Origin of the sequence: Mesorhizobium sp. M0119 (assembly GCF_040322615.1) — a bacterium.
Classification (GTDB): Bacteria; Pseudomonadota; Alphaproteobacteria; order Rhizobiales; family Rhizobiaceae; genus Mesorhizobium.
In genome coordinates this window covers 156,433-175,467 of record NZ_JAMYTU010000010.1, presented here as the reverse complement: position 1 = coordinate 175,467, position 19,035 = coordinate 156,433, and the positions used below count along the sequence as shown (strand labels likewise).

Genomic DNA, 19,035 nt, shown 5'->3' with positions numbered 1-19,035 from the left:
GTACTCCCTATAGCGGCCGGCGGCTAAGCCCACTGAAACGGGCACCATCCCCCGCCCCCCCGTCCCCGCCCAACGGGGGGGCCCCAACGGAATGCCAACCACCCCCCGCCGGCCCCCGGGCCGGCCCGCGATTTCCTGCCTATTGCGGAGTCATCGATGTCCAGCCCGGAAAATCCGATCCTGTCGGTCAGTCGCGTGGAGGCCGTCTACAACGGCGCCATCGCCGCCCTGCACGGTGTCGACCTGTCGGTCGGTAAAGGCGAGATCGTCGCACTGCTCGGCTCCAACGGCGCCGGCAAGACGACGCTGCTACGCGCCATATCCAATCTCCTCCCGGCCGAGCGCGGCACCGTTACCGCTGGCCGGATCACTTTCGACGGCGAGGATGTCTCCAGGGCAAGCCCCTCTCACCTCGTCCGCAAGGGTCTGGTCCAGGTCCTCGAGGGCCGACACTGCTTCCGCTCGCTGACGGTCGAGGAGAACCTTCTGACCGGCGCGCTCGGGCGTTCGTCCTCCCGCACCGGCGTCAAGGCCGACCTCGACCGCGTCTATGCGCTTTTCCCCAGGCTCACCGGGAAGCGGCGAACCCGGTCCGGCCTCACCTCCGGCGGCGAGCAGCAGATGACGGCGATCGGCCGCGGTCTGATGTCGCGGCCGAAACTGTTCGTGCTGGACGAGCCTTCGATGGGGCTGGCGCCGCTGATCGTCGACGAGATTTTTAGCGCTTTGAAGCGGCTCAATCGGGACGAAGATCTTTCGATCCTTGTCGCCGAGCAGAATTCGGCAGTGGCGCTGAAATATGCCGACCGCGCCACCGTGCTCGAAAACGGAAAGAGCGTGCTGGAAGGGTCGGCCGCCGACCTGCGCCAGCGCGACGACATCAAGACCTACTATCTCGGCGGCACGCCGCTTCCATCGCAACATTTTCCCCAGGAGACCGCAGCATGACCATCCAATCGAAGCAGCCGTCCGATATCCGCAGCGCCGTCCCCCCGGTTGAGCGTCCGTCGGCCAGAGCGCATGTCATCAAGACCGACGCCGAGGCGATCGCTGTGGCGGAAAAACTGGCCGCAGACTTCGCCAAGGACGCCTCCAGGCGGGATCGCGAGCGCATCTGGCCGAAGGAAGAGCTCGATGCGTTTTCGCAGAGCGGCCTGTGGTCGATCAACGTGCCGAAGGCCTATGGCGGACCGGAACTCTCCTATGTGACGCTGTCGAAGGTGATCACCATCATCTCGGCGGCCGATCCGTCGCTCGGCCAGATTCCGCAGAACCATCTCGGCGTCGTCGCCGCCATCCGCACCGTCTCTGACGAGGCCCAGAAGCAGTTGCTCTTCGCCGAAGTTCTGTCCGGCACGCGGTTCGGCAACGCGTTCTCGGAATTCGGCTCCAAGCGGGCGGCCGATTTTGAGACCAAATTCGTCGACGCTGGCGACCACGTCGTGGTCAATGGCCAGAAATTTTATTCCAGCGGCGCGCTGCTCGCCCATCTGGTGCCGATCGTGGCGCTCGATGACGAGGGCCGGGCCTGGTATGCCATCGCCGATCGCGGCGCGCCCGGACTGACGGTCATCGACGACTGGTCGAGCTTCGGCCAGAAGACGACGCTGTCCGGCACAGTCCTGCTCGACAATGTGAAAGTGCCGAAGACGCATCTCGTCCCCGGCTACAAGGGCTATGACCGGCCGACGGCCGACGGCGCCATCTTCCAGATCATCCAGGCTGCTGTCGATCTCGGCATCGCCAACGCGGCGATCGACGAAACCGTCAGCTTCGTGCGCACCAAGTCGCGCGCGTGGATCGACAGCGGCGTCGATCATGCCTGGCAGGATCCCTACACGATCCAGGCGGTCGGCGACCTCCGCCTGCGGGCCAATGCGGCCGAGGCGGTTCTGGACAAGGCCGGCCTTGCGGTCGATCGCGCTGTGCTCGACGCCAACGATAAGACCGTCGCGGAAGCGCAGATCGCGGTTGCCGAATCCAAGATCCTCACCACCGAGATCGCCATCAACGCCACCAACAGACTTTTCGAACTCGCGGGCACGCGCTCGACATTGGCCGAGCACAATCTCGACCGGCATTGGCGCAACGCCCGCACCCACACGCTGCACGATCCCGTGCGCTGGAAATACGCGATCCTCGGCAACTATTACCTGAACGACGTCAATCCGCCGCTCCACGCCTGGAGCTGAGCGAGAACGCCGTAAAGTCACAAAGGACTGTTCATGAGCACTGCCATCCCCGACAGGATCAAGGTCCTGTGGTTTCTCCCGACCCATGGCGACAGCCGCTATCTCGGCACCTCCGAGGGGGGCAGGGCGGTCGACCTGCCCTATCTGACCCAGGTCGCCAAGGCCGCCGACGCCATTGGCTATTACGGCGCGCTGCTGCCGACCGGCCGAAGCTGCGAGGACAGCTGGGTCGTGGCGTCGGCGCTGGCGCCGTTGACGCAGCGGCTCCGCTTCCTCGTTGCGGTGCGGCCGGGCCTGCAATCGCCGACGCTTGCCGCGCGGATGACCTCGACGCTCGACCGCATTTCCGGCGGGCGCCTGCTTATCAACGTGGTCACCGGCGGTGACCCGGTCGAGAACAAGGGCGACGGCATCTTCCTCAGCCATGATGAGCGCTATGAGGTGACGCGGGAGTTTCTCGATATCTACAAGGCCGTGCTCAGCGGCGAGACCATTGCCTTCGAAGGCAAGCACTTCCGCATCGAGGACGGAAGGCTGCTGTTCCCGCCTGTGCAGACCCCGCATCCGCCGCTGTATTTCGGTGGCTCGTCGGAGGCGGCCAATGCGGTCGCCGCCGAGCAGATCGACAAATACCTCACCTGGGGCGAACCGCCGGCTGACGTCGCCGCCAAGGTCGACCATGTGCGCGGCCTTGCCGAGAAGGCCGGACGCCAGGTGAGTTTCGGCATCAGGCTGCATGTCATCGTTCGCGAAACCAATGACGAAGCCTGGGCCGATGCCGACCGCCTGATCAGCCGCCTGGACGACAAGACGATCGCCGAGGCGCAGAAGGTTTTCGCGCGCATGGATTCCGTCGGCCAGTCGCGCATGAGCCGGCTGCATGGCGGCCGTCGCGACAAACTCGAAATCAGTCCGAATCTGTGGGCCGGTGTCGGCCTGGTGCGCGGCGGCGCCGGCACCGCTCTGGTCGGCGATGCGGCGACGGTGGCGGAGCGCATCGACGAATACCGGCGCATCGGCATCGATACCTTCATCCTGTCCGGCTATCCGCATCTGGAGGAAGCCTATCGCTTCGGCGAACTGGTGCTGCCGCTGTTGCCGCTCGATCACGAAATCTCGACGCGGCCGACGGCGGTTAACATGGGCCCCTTCGGCGAAACGGTGGCCGGCGACCATCGCCCGTCGTCGCTGCGCGCGAGCCAGTCTTGAGCGCCAGCGAACCGATCATAGCGATTGTCGGCGGCGGCTTTTCAGGTGCGGCGACTGCGTTTCATCTGGCGCGGCTGCTCCCGGCCAGTGCATCCGATATCGTGGTCGTCGAGCCGCGCGAAAGGCTCGGCTATGGTCTGGCCTATTCGACGACCGATCCTTCACACCGCATCAATGTGCCGGCCTCGAGGATGACGCTGATCTCCGGCCAGGACAGCCACTTTGCCGACTGGCTGGAGCAGACCGGCGCCGTTCTGAATGACGCCGAGGCGATCACTACCAACGGCGCGGCCTATCCACAGCGTCGCGTTTTCGGCCGTTATGTCGAATCCCACCTTCAGCCATTTTTGCAAAGCAAGACGATTCGGCACGTCCGATCCGCCGTCGCGTCGGTCGAGCGTAACGGCGACGCATATCGCCTCATCCTTGCCGACGGCGGAACGCTCGCGGCCGATGCATTGGTTGTCGCAACGACTCATCCGCCGCCGGCCTTACCGCCAGCCTTGCGCGCTATAGCCGGCGCCGCCGGTCTGGTCGCTAATCCCTATGATCTCGAACGACTGGAAGCGATCGAGCGCGACCACCATGTCCTGGTCGTCGGCACCGGGCTGACCTCGGCGGACGTCATCGCCACTCTCGACCGCAGGAGGCATCGCGGCAGCATCACAGCACTTTCGCGCCATGGCTACCGCTCGCGCAGCCATGCAGCCTCGCGTGGCGATCCGATCGGCGATTTCACGACCCTGCCTTCACGCAGCGCAACGGCACTGTTCAGGCGCATCCGGGCCACGATCCTTGATGCCAAGCGTCGGGGCGAAGGCTGGCACCCGGTGCTCGACGCCGTCCGGCGACAGGGGCAAATCATCTGGCAGGCCTTGCCGCTCGCCGAGCAGCGCCGCGTGGTGCGCCATCTTCGCGCGCTGTGGGATGTGCATCGCTTCCGCATCGCTCCACAGATCGCGGCCGTGCTTGATCGCGGCGTTGCCGAGGGCAGGCTTGCCTATCGCGCCGCAACGATTGTCGGCGCCGAACAGGTCGACGGACGCATTTGCGTCAGGCAGCGGCTGCGTGGCCAACGCAGCCTCGTTGTCGAGGCTTTCGACAGTGTGATCGTGACGACCGGACCGGCGCACGCCGATATCTTGCGGACCAACACGGCGATTGCGGCGCTCGAGCGGATGGGATTGGTCCGGCTCGACCCGATTGGTCTTGGTTTGGAGACCGACAGCCAAGGCCGTGCGGTCGGCACATCCGGGCGCCCGACCGACAGCATTTTCGTCAGCGGGCCATTGGCGCGCGGCAGCGTCGGCGAACTGATGGGAATTCCCGAAGTCACCGCACATACCGAGCGCATCGCCGCCGAAATTCACCAATGGTTGGGATACCAAACGGCGTTGCGTCGCAAGGCGTCGTGAAGCTGTGATTAGCATGAGTCTATTCAGATGACACTGACGGAACGCATCGCCAGGATTGAAAGCGCCTTCGAGGTTTATGAAAGCGCCATTGGTCGCAGTGCCGCTCCTGGCGCTTTTCGCGTTTGTCGCCGACGCCGCCGAAGTCGCCCAAGTTCAGGTGGAGAGACTGCGCGTTTGAGCGGAGTACGGTCTTCGGAGTTGGCTTCTCTGAGAGCACCGAAGTAGTCTAGGCGACGAGCTTGGCTGCGTGTGCCTTCAACTACTGTTGGCTTCTAACAACTCCAATCTGATGTCAGGGGGGTGACGCCTCTGGAAATTTGTCGATAACTGTGAGTTCGGATTTTGACGAGATCTTCACCATAAAGCGATGAGCTGCAATTTCTAGCGACGGCCGCGCTAGGGACGGGCCTCCAGCACCATGTTGAACGGCGTCTCCGTGGCGCGACGGAATCGCTTGAAGCCGCCGCCGGTCACCACCTTGCGTAGCCTCGCCTCGCCGGCCTGGGCGCCAAGCCCGAGCCCGACTTCCTGCGACAGGGATGCGGGCGTGCACACGAACGTGGAAGCGGCATAGTAAACGCGTCCGACGGGATTGAGGTTCGCCGCTAGATGATTATGCGCGAACGGCTCGACGATCATCCACGTGCCATCCGGCTTGAGCGACCCGTGGACATGGGTGGCGGCGCCCGCCGGGTCGCCCATGTCGTGAAGGCAATCGAAAAAAGCGACGAGGTCATAGGTGCCGGGGTAGGTCTTGGCGGCCGCGACCTCGAAGCGCGTGTTGGCGCCGACGCCGGCTTCCTCGGCGGCCTTGCGGGCGCGCTCGATCGAAGGGGCGTGATAATCGAAGCCGACGAAGCGCGAATTGGGGAAAGCACGTGCCATGAGCACCGTCGATGCGCCATGACCGCATCCGACATCCGCGACCTCCACGCCGCGTTCGAGCTTCTCGACTACGCCCTCCAGGGCCGGCAGCCAGGAGTCGATCAGATTGGCATTATAGCCTGGACGGAAGAACCGCTCCGTGCCGCGAAACAGACACGCGCTATGATCGTGCCATGCAACGCCCTTGCCGGACTGGAACGCTTGCCTCACCTTTTCTTCGTCGAGCCACAGCGCGGATAGGAACTCGAATGCGCCAGCCATGAAGGCCGGGCTATTTTCATCGGCGAACACCAGTTCCTGCTCGGCGTTGAGATAGAAATTGTTGTTGGCTTCATCGTAGTCGACATACCCCGCAGCCGCCTGCCCGGAAAGCCATTCCGTTACAAGGCGCTCCTGGGTGCCGGTGCGTGTCGAAAGTTCGGCGGCAGTCATCTTGCCGCCTTCGCGCAATGCCTCGAACAGGCCGAGTTTGTCTCCCAACAAGACTCCCGCGCCCGTAGCGATCGCACCGAGATCGCAGACCATTTTCTCCAAGAATGTGTCCAACTTTTGCTGACTCGCTTCAGACATCGGAATCTCCCTTTGGGCTCGATCTCTCCCGGTAAAAGCCTCACAAGGGGAGAAGAATGGCGAAATTGGAGCCCGGGCCCATCCTTTGGCGTCCACGCGCGGGCCGATCACCATAATGGCGGGTTCGGCCGAAAGCAGCTTCTTTGCCGCTGCCTCGACTTGGTCGATCGATGAGGGCGGCGCGGCGCTGGTGTAGCCGATGCCAAGACCCGACAAGCGTGGCTGCAATCGAACTGGAGGAATCCAGATTGTTGGTAGCATAGGTGCCGATCAGATAGTTCTTGCTCGCTTTTAGCTCGGCCTCTGTCGGCCCTGTTTCCGCCAACCCCCTGATCACGTGGCGTATCCGCCGAGCGTCTCGGCCGCCCTGTCGGCGCGCGTCGCCGTGGTCACGACAAGCGCATTGGAATGCTGGTAGTCTTTCAATCTGGAATGGATACCGTAAGCAAGGCCGCGCTTTTCGCGCACTTCCTGGAACAGACGTGAGGTAAATGGCGAGCCTCCGAGTATTTTGCTTATCAGCTGTGCGGCTTAGAATTCCGAGTCGCTGCGTCCGATGCCGGGAAAAACAAGCTGCAGCGAAGTCTGCGGCGGGTCGTAGGCGACCAATTACGCCGGCCGAGCTCGGGGCGACATCGGCCACCGGCGCGATCGCCTGCTTCTGAGGCAAATCGCCGACCGAGTCGTGGAGCCTTTCACTCAGGCCTTTGGCATCAATGTCGCCGACGACCGCTACGTGCAGCCCGTCACCGACGAAAGCGGCCTTGTGGAGGGCGCCTAGATCGACCGGCGTTATGCCGGCGAGGCTCTCCTTGGTGCCCCTCGTCCGGCCTCGAATAAGGATGCGTGCCGTAGATTCTGCGCCGCTTGGCGCGGATGCGGTCGACGGGCTCCTGGTCGAAGCGGGGGCTGTTAGGCGCGAGCCTGAGCAGATCGAAGGCGGCGTCCTTCCGTTCGGGCAGCATGCGCATCTGCCATAAATGCCGTCGCGCTGCGCGTCGAAGCTCATCTCGGCCCCGGCATGGTCAACCGTCGCCTGGAAGGCATCGCTGTCGAGATCGCCGGCGCCCTCGTCGAACAGGCCGGTCATCAAATTGGCCAGTCCCTCCTTGTCAGCCGAGTCCTGCGTGGTGCCGCCGTCGAAGACGAAGCGGATGGCTCCGGTTGTGGTGACGGGACGGACGATAAGCAAGGTTCGGGGCGAAGTGATTTGTTCCGCGGCGGCGGTATGTTTTGGTGAGGTGATCATGCGACGTCTTCTTTGGTCGGGCACGTGTTTGCGGATGATGATGCATGTACCGTGCCAAATGAGAAAACCATTTATACGCAGTCTGGTAGATCTGACCCTGCTACGTTGCGTATCCGACATTGTCGGAAATTGGACAGCGCCGAACGCGAAGCGGCTCGGGGCTTGTGACGATGCTTGCGCGTGCTGCTGCGGAGGGGGATATGAATGCGCTTCGAACTGGCGCGAGGCCTTCGAGGATGCCGGATTCTTAGCAAGGAGAAGTTGCTGGCGGACGACCGCCCATCCGAACCGTTTGGACGAGAATCACCCCTTAAACGGGGTCCTCATTCGGCACTCTCGCTGCGGCCACAGCCTAAGTTGCACCGACAAGGTGCGCCTGGAGCAGATCAATCTTGGCGCGGCCGTACGTTTGCCGCTTGATGAGTTTGAGCTTGGTGATCTGGCCTTCGGTCTAGCCATTCGACCACGGAGAGATGATGGCGTTGCGGACTGCGGCGATGTCCTTTTCGACCCTGTTTGCAAAGGAGCCGACGAGGCTTGCCTTCGCGCCGTCCAGCCGAGTGTCCAGTTTTGCGGCCGCCTTTGATCGGATCATCTGCTGAAAGTCGTCGATCAGCGTTCGCGCGATGACCGAGGTCAGGAACATTGCTCTCGATTGCCCCGATCAGTACAGCGTCCGATTTGGACAGGTCGTCACGCGCCAGCGTCATGAGCTTGGCCATGCTTCGTGCCGAAGGCGTGCGGGCAAGTGCGCTTTGATCGGTCCTTTCAGCAAGGCGTCTGCGCCGCGCCCATTCAGAGACGACGCCGATCTGGCCACGAAAGCCTTTCTTGCGCATTTCGCGCCAAGTCATGTGCTTGACCTGGCGGCATCGTCTTCGTCGAAATCGTTGCGTCCATTTCCATCCTGTTCCCTGGTTTCTGACCTTTACGGCTTCTCTGCTAGCCGCTTGACGGTGACCGGAAAACTTATCCGCCCGGTGCCGTCCATCAGTCGATTATGAGTCCCGATAATCAAGTCCGATATCCAAGATCGGCGCGCTATGGGTCAGCCAGCCGATGGAGACCAGATCGACGCCCGTCGCAGCAATCTGCGCAGCCATATCGAGCGTAATCCGGCCCGATGCTTCGGTGACCACCCGCCCGGCAACCATCGCCACCGCGTGGCGCAACTCATCGACCGACATGTTGTCGAGCAGGATAGCGTCGGGGGCGAAGCCAAGTGCCTCCTCCAACTGGATCAGCGTATCGACCTCCACTTCGATTTTGACGAGATGAGCTACGCTTGCTCGCGCCAGCCACGCTTGCGGCGGCAACGCTCGTCATCCGCCGCTCTATAACCCTCGACAAGGGCCTCAATGCGATTTCAGTCAAGATGCAATCTCTCCGCTCTCGAAGGCGAGAGACTGGCAAGGCACAAGCAGGAGCGACATTCCTATTTTGCCAGATCAGGACATTTCATAACGCTATTATGGAACTCGGCGGCGGTTTTCTAGCTGTTGCTTGGTTCTCTCCTGCCGCAGCTACGAAGTTGTGGATTCTCTCAGTAAACTGCGGTTATCGGGTTGAACTATGGTGCCAGAGTCAGAAACGACAGCACATCGCAATGCCACTGGGGGGCTGACCGACCCTTGTCCGTGGTGCCCAGTACGAGAAGACCAGGTTATTGCCCTGTTGGGCAAACCACAGCTCATTGGCGTCAATACCCGTCCGGAAGTCGAGCTCGTCATGTCGGTGAAGGAGCCGGATTCGACAATCGTATCCGACCCGTCCTTTATGCGTTCCAATTTCGAGTGCCTGTTTTGTGCGGTCTCCGGCCGTCGTTTGTCGACGACGTGAGTTCTATGTACCGACCTATCGAGCGAAGATAGGCAACGATCTCCGGTAGCAGGTGATCACGATCGCCAAACTCTTCCACGATTCTTTTTACCTTGCGCCAGGGTACCTTCCCGTCAACATCGCCCAGTGAATAGCCTAAGTGACCGATCGCACAGATATCACAGCCAGCCTCGATCACCTTGTCGACGAAGGCGGGAATCTCGCTCGCTTTCATTAGCCGCATGTTGCTGGTCATCGCAGATATCTCCGTTGGTGGTCGGCATGGAAATTGCGCCGACGCTCAAACGTGCTTGAATGCGCGCACCTTCGCTACCTGTGCACTTGCACAGCTTGTAGGCAGGCCTGCAGAAGGCGCGGATCGAGTGTTCCTGCGCATTTGTTCATTGTTGGCACCCCGGACACTCAACCGTGTTGCTAGAACAACCCACCTGCTCCGTTCCAACAGCAGCATTGGCCACCGGAACGCTCCCCTTGCGCGCACTGAAAGCCGGCGCTCAGGCAGTCGGAGTCAGTCATGCCGAGGCGCCATTTCCTTTTTCCCACAAGTCGCACGAGCCGCACGCGCTCTTTTCGCTCTGGAGTCCAGTAGGTTGGGTCTGGGTTGGCTCAATCGAGGGGATGGGCGTCTTTCCATTTAGCTATAGGCTAGGAAAAGCTCCTTAGATCCCGCAGTCAGGAGTCCACCAATCGGTCGAGATGGCTGCGAACCGCGTTGCGGGCGGGATTGGGTGCTCCGACGGATCGATACCCAATACCTGCGCCATTTGTTCTTCGATGGCATTATCGCCCCCCGCGTATAGCTAAGTGGTGTGTACAAACCTGATCTACAGTACCCATCCGGTGAAGACCGCAGACGTGCGTATCCGGCGGCCATGAGCACCTGAGCACCGCGGTGCCGGGGTCAAGCTTTCGATGGGGAGACGCGATGATATTCTTCGAGGAGGAGTTTGACCTCCTCGATGCCTTCATCGGTGAAGGCCAAGATTCCGTCGTCATCGTTGGCGCCGTACACCCAGATGACGCCGTCCTCGGGCTCGAGACCGAGGGTCAGGTCCTGGATGAGCGCTTCGCTGACGCCGAGGTCCCTGGCGACACGTTCGACGGTGTAGACGTGATGCACCTTATTGCGCTGCATGATCAGGCCGCCGCTGGTTGGGTCCGCAGTTGTGCGGATCTCCAATTCCACGGCAGCAAATCATCGATCCGATGAGCTGGGTGGGCTGCGATGCGCGCCAGGATATCGGCGAGCCAGGCCTGCGGGTCGATATCGTTCAACTTGGCGCTGACGATCAGGCTGTAGAGAACGGCAGCGCGCTGTCCGCCGCGATCGGAACCGCAGAACAGCCAGGACTTTCTGCCGAGAGCGATGCCGCGCAGGGCTCGCTCGGCTGCATTGTTCGATAGGCAGATCCGCCCGTCGTCGAGGAACCGGGCGAAGGATGACCAGCGGCGCAGCATGTAGTTGAAGGCCTTGGTCAGATCGTGTCCGCGCGAGAGCTTGTCACGCGTCTCGATCATCCAGCGCTCGAGTTCGGTGACCAGCGGCACGCTCCGCTCCTGGCGCACGGCGTGGCGTTGGGCCGGCGACAGGCCGTTGATCGCGCGCTCGATATCGAACAGGGCATCGATGCGCTTCACGGCTTCAACCGCGAGCGGATAGACCAGGTTGGGCTTCTCGCCGTGCGCCTTCTTGCGCGCCGCCGCCTCGATATCGGCTAGCTCGAACACTTTGCGCCGGCTGTGAGCCCAACAGCTGGCTTCCAGAATAGGCGCTGGCTGACGGGCCGCCGCATAGAGATCGCCATAACCGCCATAGGCATCGGCCTGCAGAATGCCGCTCCAGCCGGCGAGATGCGCCGCGGGATGTTCGCCTCGGCGATCGCGGGAATAGTAGAACACGACCGCCGGCGGATCGGCGCCGCCGAACGGTCGGTCATCACGCACATAGGTCCATAATCGGCCGGTATCGGTCTTGCCCTTGGCCAGGACCGGCACCGTCGTGTCATCGCCGTGCAGACGTGAAGCGGCCAGCACATGGGCTTCGAGCTGCTTGAACAGCGGCATCAGCGCCGCGGCGCCGGCGCCGACCTGGTCGGCGAGCGTCGACAGGCTGAGCGGCACGCCTTCGCGGGCATAGCGTTCAGCCTGGCGGTTGAGCGGCTGATGCTGGCCGAACTTCTCGAACAGGATCATCGCCAGCAGGCCGGGACCGGCCCAGCCGCGCGGGGTGGCGTGGAACGGCGCCGGAGCCTGGCTGATCGCCTCGCAGTCGCGGCAGGTGAACTTCTCCCGCACGTGCTGGATCACCTTCCATTGCCGCGGCACCACCTCCAGCGTCTCGGTGATATCCTCACCCAGCCTGCGCAGCCGATGACCGCCGCAGCAGTGGCAAGCGGCCGGCGCCGGCTCGACCACGCGTTCGCGCGGCAGGTGCTCGGGAAATGGCTGGCGCGCCGGTCGCTTGCGCACATAAGGCGCCACCTCGGTGGTCCGCGCCGCTGCCTGTTCGGCGGCGATCTCGTCTTCCGTTGCCGTGCTCTCGAGTTCCTCGAAGGTGAGTTCCATCTGGTCGTGCAGGCGGGCGGCACGTTCAGAACTCTGACCATGCAGCGCCCGCTGCAGCTTCCGGATCGTCAGATCCTGATGTGCGATCAGCGCCGCATCATCCGATGCCTTGGCCCTGGCGACCGCCAGTTCGGCCTCGACCAGCGCAGCGCGTGCGGCCTCGTCTTCGGCTCTGGCCAGCGCCGCGGTCAGCGCTGCTCTCAGCGCGCCAATATCGTCCGGAACAGCATCCTGGGCGGTGGCAACCATGCCCTGGAGTGAATCATAAAACGCGTCCGCTGACTCGCGGAAAATCGCGCAAACTCAAAGAAAAACTCAGCCCGCGAGCTCAGGGCGGAACGTGTGACGCGGGTTGCGCCAATCGATCCCGTCGAGCATGTAGGCGAGCTGCGCCGGTGATATGGAAACCGTGCCGTCCGCCGGCGACGGCCATAGAAACCGGCCCTTCTCGAGCCGTTTTGCATATAGCGACATGCCGAGCCCATCATGCCAGATAATCTTGATCAGGTTGCCGTTGCGGCCGCGGAAGACATAAAGATCGCCGGCATGCGGATCCCGGCCCAACGTCTCCTGAACCTGCAGAGCGAGGCCTTGCATCCCGCGACGCATATCGGTCCGGCCGACCGCCAACCAGATCCGCACCTGGCTCGGAACCGGGATCATGAAATGCCCAGCGCCTTCACCATCGCCGCCGCCAGTGTCGGCGGCGTGGTCAGCGGTATCCGCAGCCGCACCTTGCCGGCGATCTCCAGCTCGATCACCGCTAGGGGCGCCGCCGGCACCGAAGCGGCGACAGGCTCATCGGGAACCACGACAACTTCGGCAAAGCCCGTCTCGCGGGCTCTCGCCGTGCGGCGCCATTTATAGATCAGGCTGGTTGCGACATCGTACTGACGCGCTACCGCCGCCACTGTGGACCCGGGCGCGAATGCCGCGGCCAGGATCCGGCACTGATCCTCTTCACGCCAACGACGACGACGCTCAGGCCCGGTCAATAACGTCACATGGCTCATGCTGTGCTGCTAACTACGCTCGAAAGGACGACCTTAAGAGCGCAGCTTCGCTACCGGGCCATGCTCGCGCAAGGCGGCCCTCGCCGGAGGCGTACGATCTACACGACCTAGCGCGATTTGGAGCCAACCGGCCTGGGACCTGGGCGGCCGCCTCGCCGCCTCTGGCTCTGCGCCGCAAAATCGGGCCGGTTCCGCGTCCGCATCGAATGACGCCGGTTAGAGGTGGTCTCGGAACGGGGTGCTCGGCATTTATGATCCGACCGAGCGCCAGCGAGTGATCGTCGGCGGGCTGGACGGCGGCATCATGTTAGGGGACTACGGCCTCCAGGCGCGCGAGGAATGCCGAGACCTCGGCGCCGATGTCGGCCGGTTCAGTCACCGTGGGTGACGGCCTAGCTACTCCCCGATCATCCGCGATTAATTCAAATTTGTCTGTAAATATTGACGATTGCGCGACCTTCACCTCGTAGACGGCAATGGGGTGGTTAGAGAGGGTCCTATGACAAGCGATTTTTCCGCCGCCCGAGTGCATTTAGATCGAGCGTATGACTACCTTTGTGGCGATGACCCGATGAGTCGAAGGGGACGCCAAGCCTTGGACCTGCTAATTGAGGCGGTTGCCGTCGAAGAGTTCAAGCAGCCACGCCAAAACGCGGAGGTGCTAAGGTTTCCGATTGGGCGCCGCTCCTGAGGCAATCTCCACGGCCGCCATGTAGCCTCAGGTGAGGCGCTCACCGGACGGTTGCGCCGCCACTATGAACCATGGTGAGCAAATCCTCCAGAAGGCCAAGAAGCCCGCCCCGCATGAGCCGAGGCGGGCAATAGAAAATGGGGTGCCCAAGCGCGTCCATGAAACAGCGCCGCAGGTAAAATTCAGCAGAATGTCCATCCTGGCGCCTTCAACGGCGATGCGCAGCCAGTTCTTGGGCCGGTAGGGCACGTTGTCGCGCGCATATGGCCGGGAGGAACCATCAGGCGCGACATAGGCGCGACAAAAGCCGAAGTGGCCCGTGTGGCGCGGCCACATCCAGTTATCCGTTTGGCCGCCGAAGTTGCCGATGCGGAGCGCGGGCGCATAGACGAGGCGCACGTCCTCAATTTCGAGCTTCTGGAGGAGATAGTAGGAGGCGCCGCCATAATGGGCCCCTACGTCGCAACGGTGATTGGGCTGTCCTTCACATGCGGCGATCAGGGCCTTTTTGTTCGTGGCGAGCCGCTCACAGCGGGCAAACCCGTTCAGCTTGTCTGAGAGGCTCTTGAGCATTTCGGCGGTCACATCCCGCATGTCCTCGATCACATAGATGCGGCTGCCGGGCGCCGCGGGCAATTCTTCACCCAGTTCAAGCTGTCGAGCGATCCACTGTTCGTCGACAAGGTTGGCGACATCGTCGGGCTCTACCTGTCACCGCCCAACAGGGCAATGGTTTTGAGCGTCGACGAGAAGAGCCAGATCCAGGCACTCGATCGGGAGCAACCGGTCCTGCCGATGATGCCGGGCGTGCCGGAGCGCCGGACCCATAGCTATGTCCGACACGGCACCACTCGCTGTTCGCGGCGCTCGATGTGGCGTCCGGCTTTGTGATTGGCAAATGCTACAAGCGGCACAGGGCGACCGAGTTTCTGGACTTCCTCAAGCAGATTGACGCCAATGTGCCGCCCGATCTCGATGTCCACGTCATCATGGATACCACAGAACCGCGCTGGTCAGGTTTCTGTCGCGCCGGCCTCACTACCATGTCCACTTCACGCCCACATCGGCATCCTGGATCAATCAGGTCGAACGCTGGTTCGCTGAACTGACCCGAAAGCAGCTGCGACGCGGCGTGCATACCTCAACCAGCCAGCTCGAGGCCGATATTCGCACCTTCATCGAGCGCCACAATGAGAACCCAAAGCCCTATCGATGGACCAAGTCCGCGGACGAAATTCTCTCGTCCGTCAGGTGTTTAGGCCGAGCAGACCTTATGTGGCGAACTTTAGGTTCACATGACTAGCTAGCTGAAAACTTTGCAACACATCCCTTCGCAGTTGGGCATCATCTGCTCCGGCCGATCAATTGGCGGGGTTGAGCGATCGAGGCGCTCTTGCGCTCGATCCAGCCAGTGTAAATGTAGCGATCGGCCCGGTAGGACGAGGACGAAAAGTAAATAACCTGATCGGTCGCGTCGAAGGCGGTACGGTCGATTTGCAGTACCGCAGTGCCGCTAGGCACGTCGAGTGCCTTTGCCAGTTTGGCACGCGCGGTGCCGGCCCTTATCTCCTGCCTGGCTCGCGCCAGAGTCACACCAAGTTGCCGCTCGAGAATCTCGGTGAGAGAGGTGTCGGCAAGGTCCACTTTTTCGATCTGGCGCCCTATTGCCGCAGGAAGCGAAACCGTCTCAACAGCTACGACTTCGTCGTCAATCGTTCTCACGCGCTCGATGTTTAGTACTCGTTCATCGGTTGGCACATTAAGTGCGGTTGCAACCACGGCGTCAGCGGAACGCCAGTCGACCGTCACATGCCTGGTACCCGGCCGGAAGCCACGCGCTACCGCTTCTTCCGAAAATCCTGAAAAAGTGAGCAGGTCCCGGCCGATGTGACGCTTGGCAACAAACGTCCCCTTGCCAGCGCGTCGATAAAGCAAGCCGTCACCGACAAGGGCAAGCACCGCCTGTCGCACCGTATTGCTGCTGAGTTCGTGCTGTTTCATCAACTCCATCTGAGTGGGGAGCTGATCCCCAGCATTGAAGACCCCGCTCTCGATCTGAGACCGAATGATATCCGCGAGCTGAATATGAAATGGAGTTCTACCGGGCTGAACCATGCGGTCTCCTTAAGCCGAGATCACGCCTTGGCCGAAGAGATCGCCGAATTCGCCGGTCTGGGCGTCCGAGCCATAGGTACAGCCTCGCGCAGCTTGCCGATGACGATGGAGCGGTTTGCCCCGCTGTTCTCCGCGATCTGGCGCGCGGGAGCTTCGATGGCGCGCCGCACGATATCGGGGCCGTATCTCTGGTCGGCGTTGTCGGCGGCGACCGCCTCGAGTGCCTTGGCGGCTCTGAGCAGCGCCACGCCGCCGGGCAGGATGCCCTCCTCGACCGCGGCACGGGTGGCATGAATGGCGTCGCCGACCCAATCCTTGCGTTCCTTGACCTCGACCTCCGTCGAGCCGCCGACGCGGATGACGGCGACACCCCGGCGAGCTCGGCCAGCCGCTCCTGCAGCTTCTCGCGATCCAGTCGGAGATGGTCTCCTCGATCTGCGTCTTGATCTGGGTGACACGCCTCTGGATCTGCTCCTTCTTGCCGGCGCCGTCGACGATCGTGGTGTTCTCCTTCTCGACTGTCACCCGCCTGGCGCGGCCGAGCATGTCCAGCGCGACATTCTCTAGCTTGATACCGAGATCCTCGCTCATGGCGGTGCCGCCAGTCAGGATCGCGATATCCTCCAGCATCGATTTACGGCGGTCGCCGACCTCGAGGTCCAGTGGCTTAGGCTGGCCGGTTTCATTGCGTGCGTCAGGACCGGCGGCGATCACTTCGCCCTCCTGCAGCTTTTCCTTCGCGATGTCGGGAATGGTGATGCCTCGCTGGCCGTCTTCTCGTCGGCTTCGATGCGGCGGACGAGGATGCGGTCATCCAATGAACGGAACGTCATGTCGTTCTCCTTCAGGACAAACAGATTGCAACAGGCTACCCCGATTCGGACCGACAGGGCTTGGTGCAGGGCTCGCGCGACCCTTTTTCGGCATCGCGCGCACATGCGGATTAATTTTGCTCCGTTCTCCAAGAGTGGACTGGCCTATGAAGTTCCGACCCTTATGCCCTGCTGTGTTGATTGCGCCATGGGACGCATTGACCGTTGTCTCGATGCGGACGAGACGAAGTTTCACAGGGCCTATCCTGAGCCTATGAAATACGTCTTCGGCGCGTTCAGGGCCTGCGCTCGCGGGACATGGAGCTGAGGCCGTCTCCAGCAGCAAGGCGTTGAGTTCCTCCAGGTTCTTGAAGCGCAGCCTTGGGGTGAAAAAGCGCTCGCGCCCAGCCTGACCTGGTTCTCGACCCGACCCCTCTCCCAACCCGACGCTGAAGTGCAGGCCACCGGCTCGATAAGATAGTGGCCGATCCCAATGCATGGCCAAACAGCGGTATCGACGCCCTCATGCCATGGAATTCCCAGCGCTGAATGGCCTCAGCTCCCGCTTACGCTACATGCGGCGATATGCGCTTCATCTGATTGCCACGCGGCACCCGAGGACGGACGTTGGCAGGCTTGGTGTACGTTCAATGACGCGTTCGATTTGGGCCGCTGCATCAAGTCAATCGCTCGAAGACGACGTTGATGTCAGTCATTGCAGCAAGCCGGTATGATCTGCATTCCATTACATTGATGATCCGATCCCTATTGCCCTTTAGATAATGCTCGTTTGGCTCGCATTGGATGACAGCAGGTCTGATGCACTCGTAGTCAATGGCCTTGACGAGATCGTGATCCAGTCCTTCGCAATCGATCGATAAGAAATCGATCTTATTGGCATAAGGGGCCAGTAGTTCATTGATACCGATCGCGCTCACCTCGATATGTTCTCGGATACCTCCTATACCGTCGAAGTCCCCGAAACTTTCAACGTGTGCTTTATCCACCGACGAAAGCTCATGGGCGTTTCCGATGAAGAGCGTCGCAGACGCTTGCGGAGCGGGCAAGACAACGGATCGAACGAGAACGTCTTCCGGGCGAGCAGTCCTGATCAGCGCTTCCAATTCAGGATTGGGTTCAACCAGAACACCTCGCGCGCCCCGTTGGTACATAAGAAAGGTATTTGAGGTCGAGATGGGGTGATTAGCGCCGATCTCGACATAAAACACACTGGCCCAAGATCTTTGACTCTTGCAGAGTTTTGCAGCCAGAATTCCTTCGACAATAACGTCTTCTCCGGCTTGTGCGTAACTAGCCGGCGCGAAGTGCTTTATCCGAGAGTTCGGGAGATTGAGCCTAGTGACCTCTTGGTTTATTGACTGGTTTTCGAAGTGGGACAACATAGCTCGACCTCCAATGTATTGGACAGGGGACCGCTACGACCGGTTGTCGCGACGGCCCCTGCTCATAATCCCCGCAATCAGCGTGCCACGTGCCGAATGCGGTGCTCCTTACTCAACAAGAGTGAAACACGCGCGCCCGCTGGAATGGCCGCGACACTTTTGTCGGGTTCGCGACATCAGCGCCACCGTCCGGCGACTTCCCGAGGATGTGTTGCAAAGTTTTTGGTAACCAAGCGCATTGGGCTCCGGTGTTCCTCGGAGAGTTGAGATATTCGAAGGCCGCCATTTCGACCAATCTGTGATCTTGCTTTGCATTCGCTCGCATCTGGCCTACGGACTGAGCCTACGCTGATCTTCGAGAAATGATGGCGGAGCGTGGCATTAGTGTCGATCATTCAACGATCCATCGCTGGGTCGTTCATTTCGCGCCGCTGCTGATGGAACGCTTTAACCGGCGCAAGCGCCTCGTGACCGGCAAATGGCATGCGGACGAGAACTACATCAAGGTCCGCTGGCGATGGATGGACCTCTATCGCGCCATCGACAGCGTCGGCGACACCGTCGAGTTCTGGTTCAGTGAATCCCGGGATTTGCCGGCCGCCAAGCGTAAGAGCGTTGGCACGCCATGACCGTGCTGATCGCATCGTCATCGACGCAGGCAGACCAACCGGGAAGCCATTGTTTCCTGCGATGCCACAAGTCGATTGCAGGATTGCTCCCGGCGCCGGTCGAAAGCCGACCCGCATTTGGCAAAGCCGGCCAGCTTGTCCGACGCAGCGATTTGCTCTTCGTCGCTAAGACTGCGTCGTGTGTCGGCTTTGTCGGGCCCGTGACACGAAGTTCGGTTGGGCGAACTTTTTTCTGTTTGCTAAGTAGCTGTAAGCAATCACAAATTGTTTTTTAGCTCGATCAGCCAATGTGGCACGAGTTTTGTGCCTCCTCGTTGAGGAGTGGCGGCAGCAATTGCCGCCATCATTGATGCCGGGGTCAGTCGCGATGGAGGAAGGCGATCCGCGTCAAATCGCGTACTATGGCAAGGGTACATCCTCGTCGTCCGCTGTGAATGGACAAGACGTG

17 protein-coding genes and 5 pseudogenes are annotated in these 19,035 nt (G+C 61.5%); 8 read left to right on the top strand and 14 right to left on the bottom strand.

The genetic code is table 11. The features are described from left to right. Nucleotides 1–156: 156 nt before the first annotated feature. The 4 genes from NKJ40_RS12945 to NKJ40_RS12930 are packed head-to-tail and all read left to right on the top strand — an operon-like array spanning nucleotide 157 to nucleotide 4,816. Nucleotides 157–948 (top strand): ABC transporter ATP-binding protein, encoded by a 792-nt coding sequence (locus tag NKJ40_RS12945; protein WP_023722898.1) that lies wholly within the window; start codon nucleotides 157–159, stop codon nucleotides 946–948. After that, nucleotides 945–2,192: an SfnB family sulfur acquisition oxidoreductase gene (locus NKJ40_RS12940; protein WP_352466344.1), complete on the top strand. Its 1,248-nt coding sequence runs from the start codon at nucleotides 945–947 to the stop codon at nucleotides 2,190–2,192. Before NKJ40_RS12945 ends, NKJ40_RS12940 begins: the two co-directional genes overlap by 4 nt. A 33-nt stretch (nucleotides 2,193–2,225) precedes the next feature. Continuing rightward, nucleotides 2,226–3,401, top strand: a complete 1,176-nt coding sequence (gene ssuD / locus NKJ40_RS12935) for an FMNH2-dependent alkanesulfonate monooxygenase (RefSeq protein WP_023722900.1) — start codon at nucleotides 2,226–2,228, stop codon at nucleotides 3,399–3,401. Next, entirely contained in the window at nucleotides 3,398–4,816 is a 1,419-nt protein-coding gene (locus NKJ40_RS12930; protein WP_023722901.1) for an FAD/NAD(P)-binding protein, read from the top strand. The genes ssuD and NKJ40_RS12930 overlap by 4 nt, the downstream gene beginning before the upstream one ends. Before the next feature lie 396 nt (nucleotides 4,817–5,212). Here the strand turns inward: NKJ40_RS12930 and NKJ40_RS12925 are convergent, their stop codons facing one another. The 9 genes and pseudogenes from NKJ40_RS12925 to tnpA form a co-directional block, all read right to left on the bottom strand. Next, entirely contained in the window at nucleotides 5,213–6,271 is a 1,059-nt protein-coding gene (locus tag NKJ40_RS12925; RefSeq protein ID WP_031195349.1) for a class I SAM-dependent methyltransferase, read from the bottom strand. Nucleotides 6,272–6,311: 40 nt separating this feature from the next. Continuing rightward, nucleotides 6,312–7,520 carry a peptidase M16 family protein gene (locus tag NKJ40_RS31890; RefSeq protein WP_502896266.1) on the bottom strand — a complete coding sequence of 403 codons (1,209 nt, stop codon included), beginning with the start codon at nucleotides 7,518–7,520 and terminating at the stop codon, nucleotides 6,312–6,314. A 451-nt stretch (nucleotides 7,521–7,971) separates the two neighbouring features. Next, a complete protein-coding gene (locus NKJ40_RS12915; protein ID WP_023722909.1) occupies nucleotides 7,972–8,166 on the bottom strand; it encodes a hypothetical protein in 195 nt (64 codons plus the stop codon). A gap of 352 nt (nucleotides 8,167–8,518) precedes the next feature. Then, a pseudogene (locus tag NKJ40_RS12910) lies at nucleotides 8,519–8,815 on the bottom strand (nicotinate-nucleotide diphosphorylase); the annotation flags it as partial. 479 nt (nucleotides 8,816–9,294) lie between these two features. Next, nucleotides 9,295–9,594 carry a Y4lK-related protein gene (locus tag NKJ40_RS12905; RefSeq protein ID WP_023722911.1) on the bottom strand — a complete coding sequence of 100 codons (300 nt, stop codon included), beginning with the start codon at nucleotides 9,592–9,594 and terminating at the stop codon, nucleotides 9,295–9,297. A gap of 666 nt (nucleotides 9,595–10,260) precedes the next feature. Beyond that, nucleotides 10,261–10,494: a hypothetical protein gene (locus NKJ40_RS12900; RefSeq protein WP_023778258.1), complete on the bottom strand. Its 234-nt coding sequence runs from the start codon at nucleotides 10,492–10,494 to the stop codon at nucleotides 10,261–10,263. A gap of 2 nt (nucleotides 10,495–10,496) precedes the next feature. Beyond that, the gene (tnpC, locus tag NKJ40_RS12895) at nucleotides 10,497–12,173 is read right to left on the bottom strand and encodes an IS66 family transposase (RefSeq protein WP_352466343.1); all 1,677 of its coding nucleotides are present in this window, start codon (nucleotides 12,171–12,173) and stop codon (nucleotides 10,497–10,499) included. Nucleotides 12,174–12,239: 66 nt separating this feature from the next. Continuing rightward, on the bottom strand, nucleotides 12,240–12,554 hold the full coding sequence (tnpB, locus tag NKJ40_RS12890) for an IS66 family insertion sequence element accessory protein TnpB (RefSeq protein ID WP_352466342.1): 315 nt from the start codon (nucleotides 12,552–12,554) through the stop codon (nucleotides 12,240–12,242). A gap of 29 nt (nucleotides 12,555–12,583) precedes the next feature. Next, entirely contained in the window at nucleotides 12,584–12,937 is a 354-nt protein-coding gene (tnpA, locus tag NKJ40_RS12885) for an IS66-like element accessory protein TnpA (protein ID WP_352466341.1), read from the bottom strand. 238 nt (nucleotides 12,938–13,175) lie between these two features. Between tnpA and NKJ40_RS12880 the strand changes: the two genes are divergently transcribed. Further along, on the top strand, nucleotides 13,176–13,325 hold the full coding sequence (locus NKJ40_RS12880; protein ID WP_023721628.1) for a hypothetical protein: 150 nt from the start codon (nucleotides 13,176–13,178) through the stop codon (nucleotides 13,323–13,325). A gap of 111 nt (nucleotides 13,326–13,436) precedes the next feature. After that, on the top strand, nucleotides 13,437–13,628 hold the full coding sequence (locus NKJ40_RS12875; RefSeq protein ID WP_084642947.1) for a hypothetical protein: 192 nt from the start codon (nucleotides 13,437–13,439) through the stop codon (nucleotides 13,626–13,628). A 27-nt stretch (nucleotides 13,629–13,655) separates the two neighbouring features. Here NKJ40_RS12875 and NKJ40_RS12870 read toward each other — a convergent pair whose 3' ends face one another. Next, entirely contained in the window at nucleotides 13,656–14,264 is a 609-nt protein-coding gene (locus NKJ40_RS12870; protein WP_023721626.1) for a S46 family peptidase, read from the bottom strand. A 12-nt stretch (nucleotides 14,265–14,276) separates the two neighbouring features. On the opposite strand from NKJ40_RS12870, the pseudogene NKJ40_RS12865 reads away from it, so the two are divergent. Beyond that, nucleotides 14,277–14,917, top strand: a pseudogene (locus NKJ40_RS12865) (IS630 family transposase); the annotation flags it as partial. A gap of 55 nt (nucleotides 14,918–14,972) precedes the next feature. Here NKJ40_RS12865 and NKJ40_RS12860 read toward each other — a convergent pair. From NKJ40_RS12860 to NKJ40_RS12845, 4 genes and pseudogenes are all read right to left on the bottom strand, one after another. Continuing rightward, nucleotides 14,973–15,743, bottom strand: a complete 771-nt coding sequence (locus tag NKJ40_RS12860) for a GntR family transcriptional regulator (protein WP_352466340.1) — start codon at nucleotides 15,741–15,743, stop codon at nucleotides 14,973–14,975. An 18-nt stretch (nucleotides 15,744–15,761) separates the two neighbouring features. Beyond that, a pseudogene (locus NKJ40_RS12855) lies at nucleotides 15,762–16,391 on the bottom strand (TCP-1/cpn60 chaperonin family protein); the annotation flags it as partial. 450 nt (nucleotides 16,392–16,841) lie between these two features. Then, nucleotides 16,842–17,038, bottom strand: a pseudogene (locus tag NKJ40_RS12850) (IS21 family transposase); the annotation flags it as partial. 194 nt (nucleotides 17,039–17,232) lie between these two features. After that, complete coding sequence (locus tag NKJ40_RS12845; RefSeq protein ID WP_023721622.1) at nucleotides 17,233–17,958, bottom strand: FkbM family methyltransferase; 726 nt, start codon at nucleotides 17,956–17,958, stop codon at nucleotides 17,233–17,235. A 268-nt stretch (nucleotides 17,959–18,226) separates the two neighbouring features. On the opposite strand from NKJ40_RS12845, the pseudogene NKJ40_RS12840 reads away from it, so the two are divergent. Further along, nucleotides 18,227–18,692 (top strand): annotated as a pseudogene (locus NKJ40_RS12840) (IS6 family transposase); the annotation flags it as partial. Nucleotides 18,693–19,035: the final 343 nt, after the last annotated feature.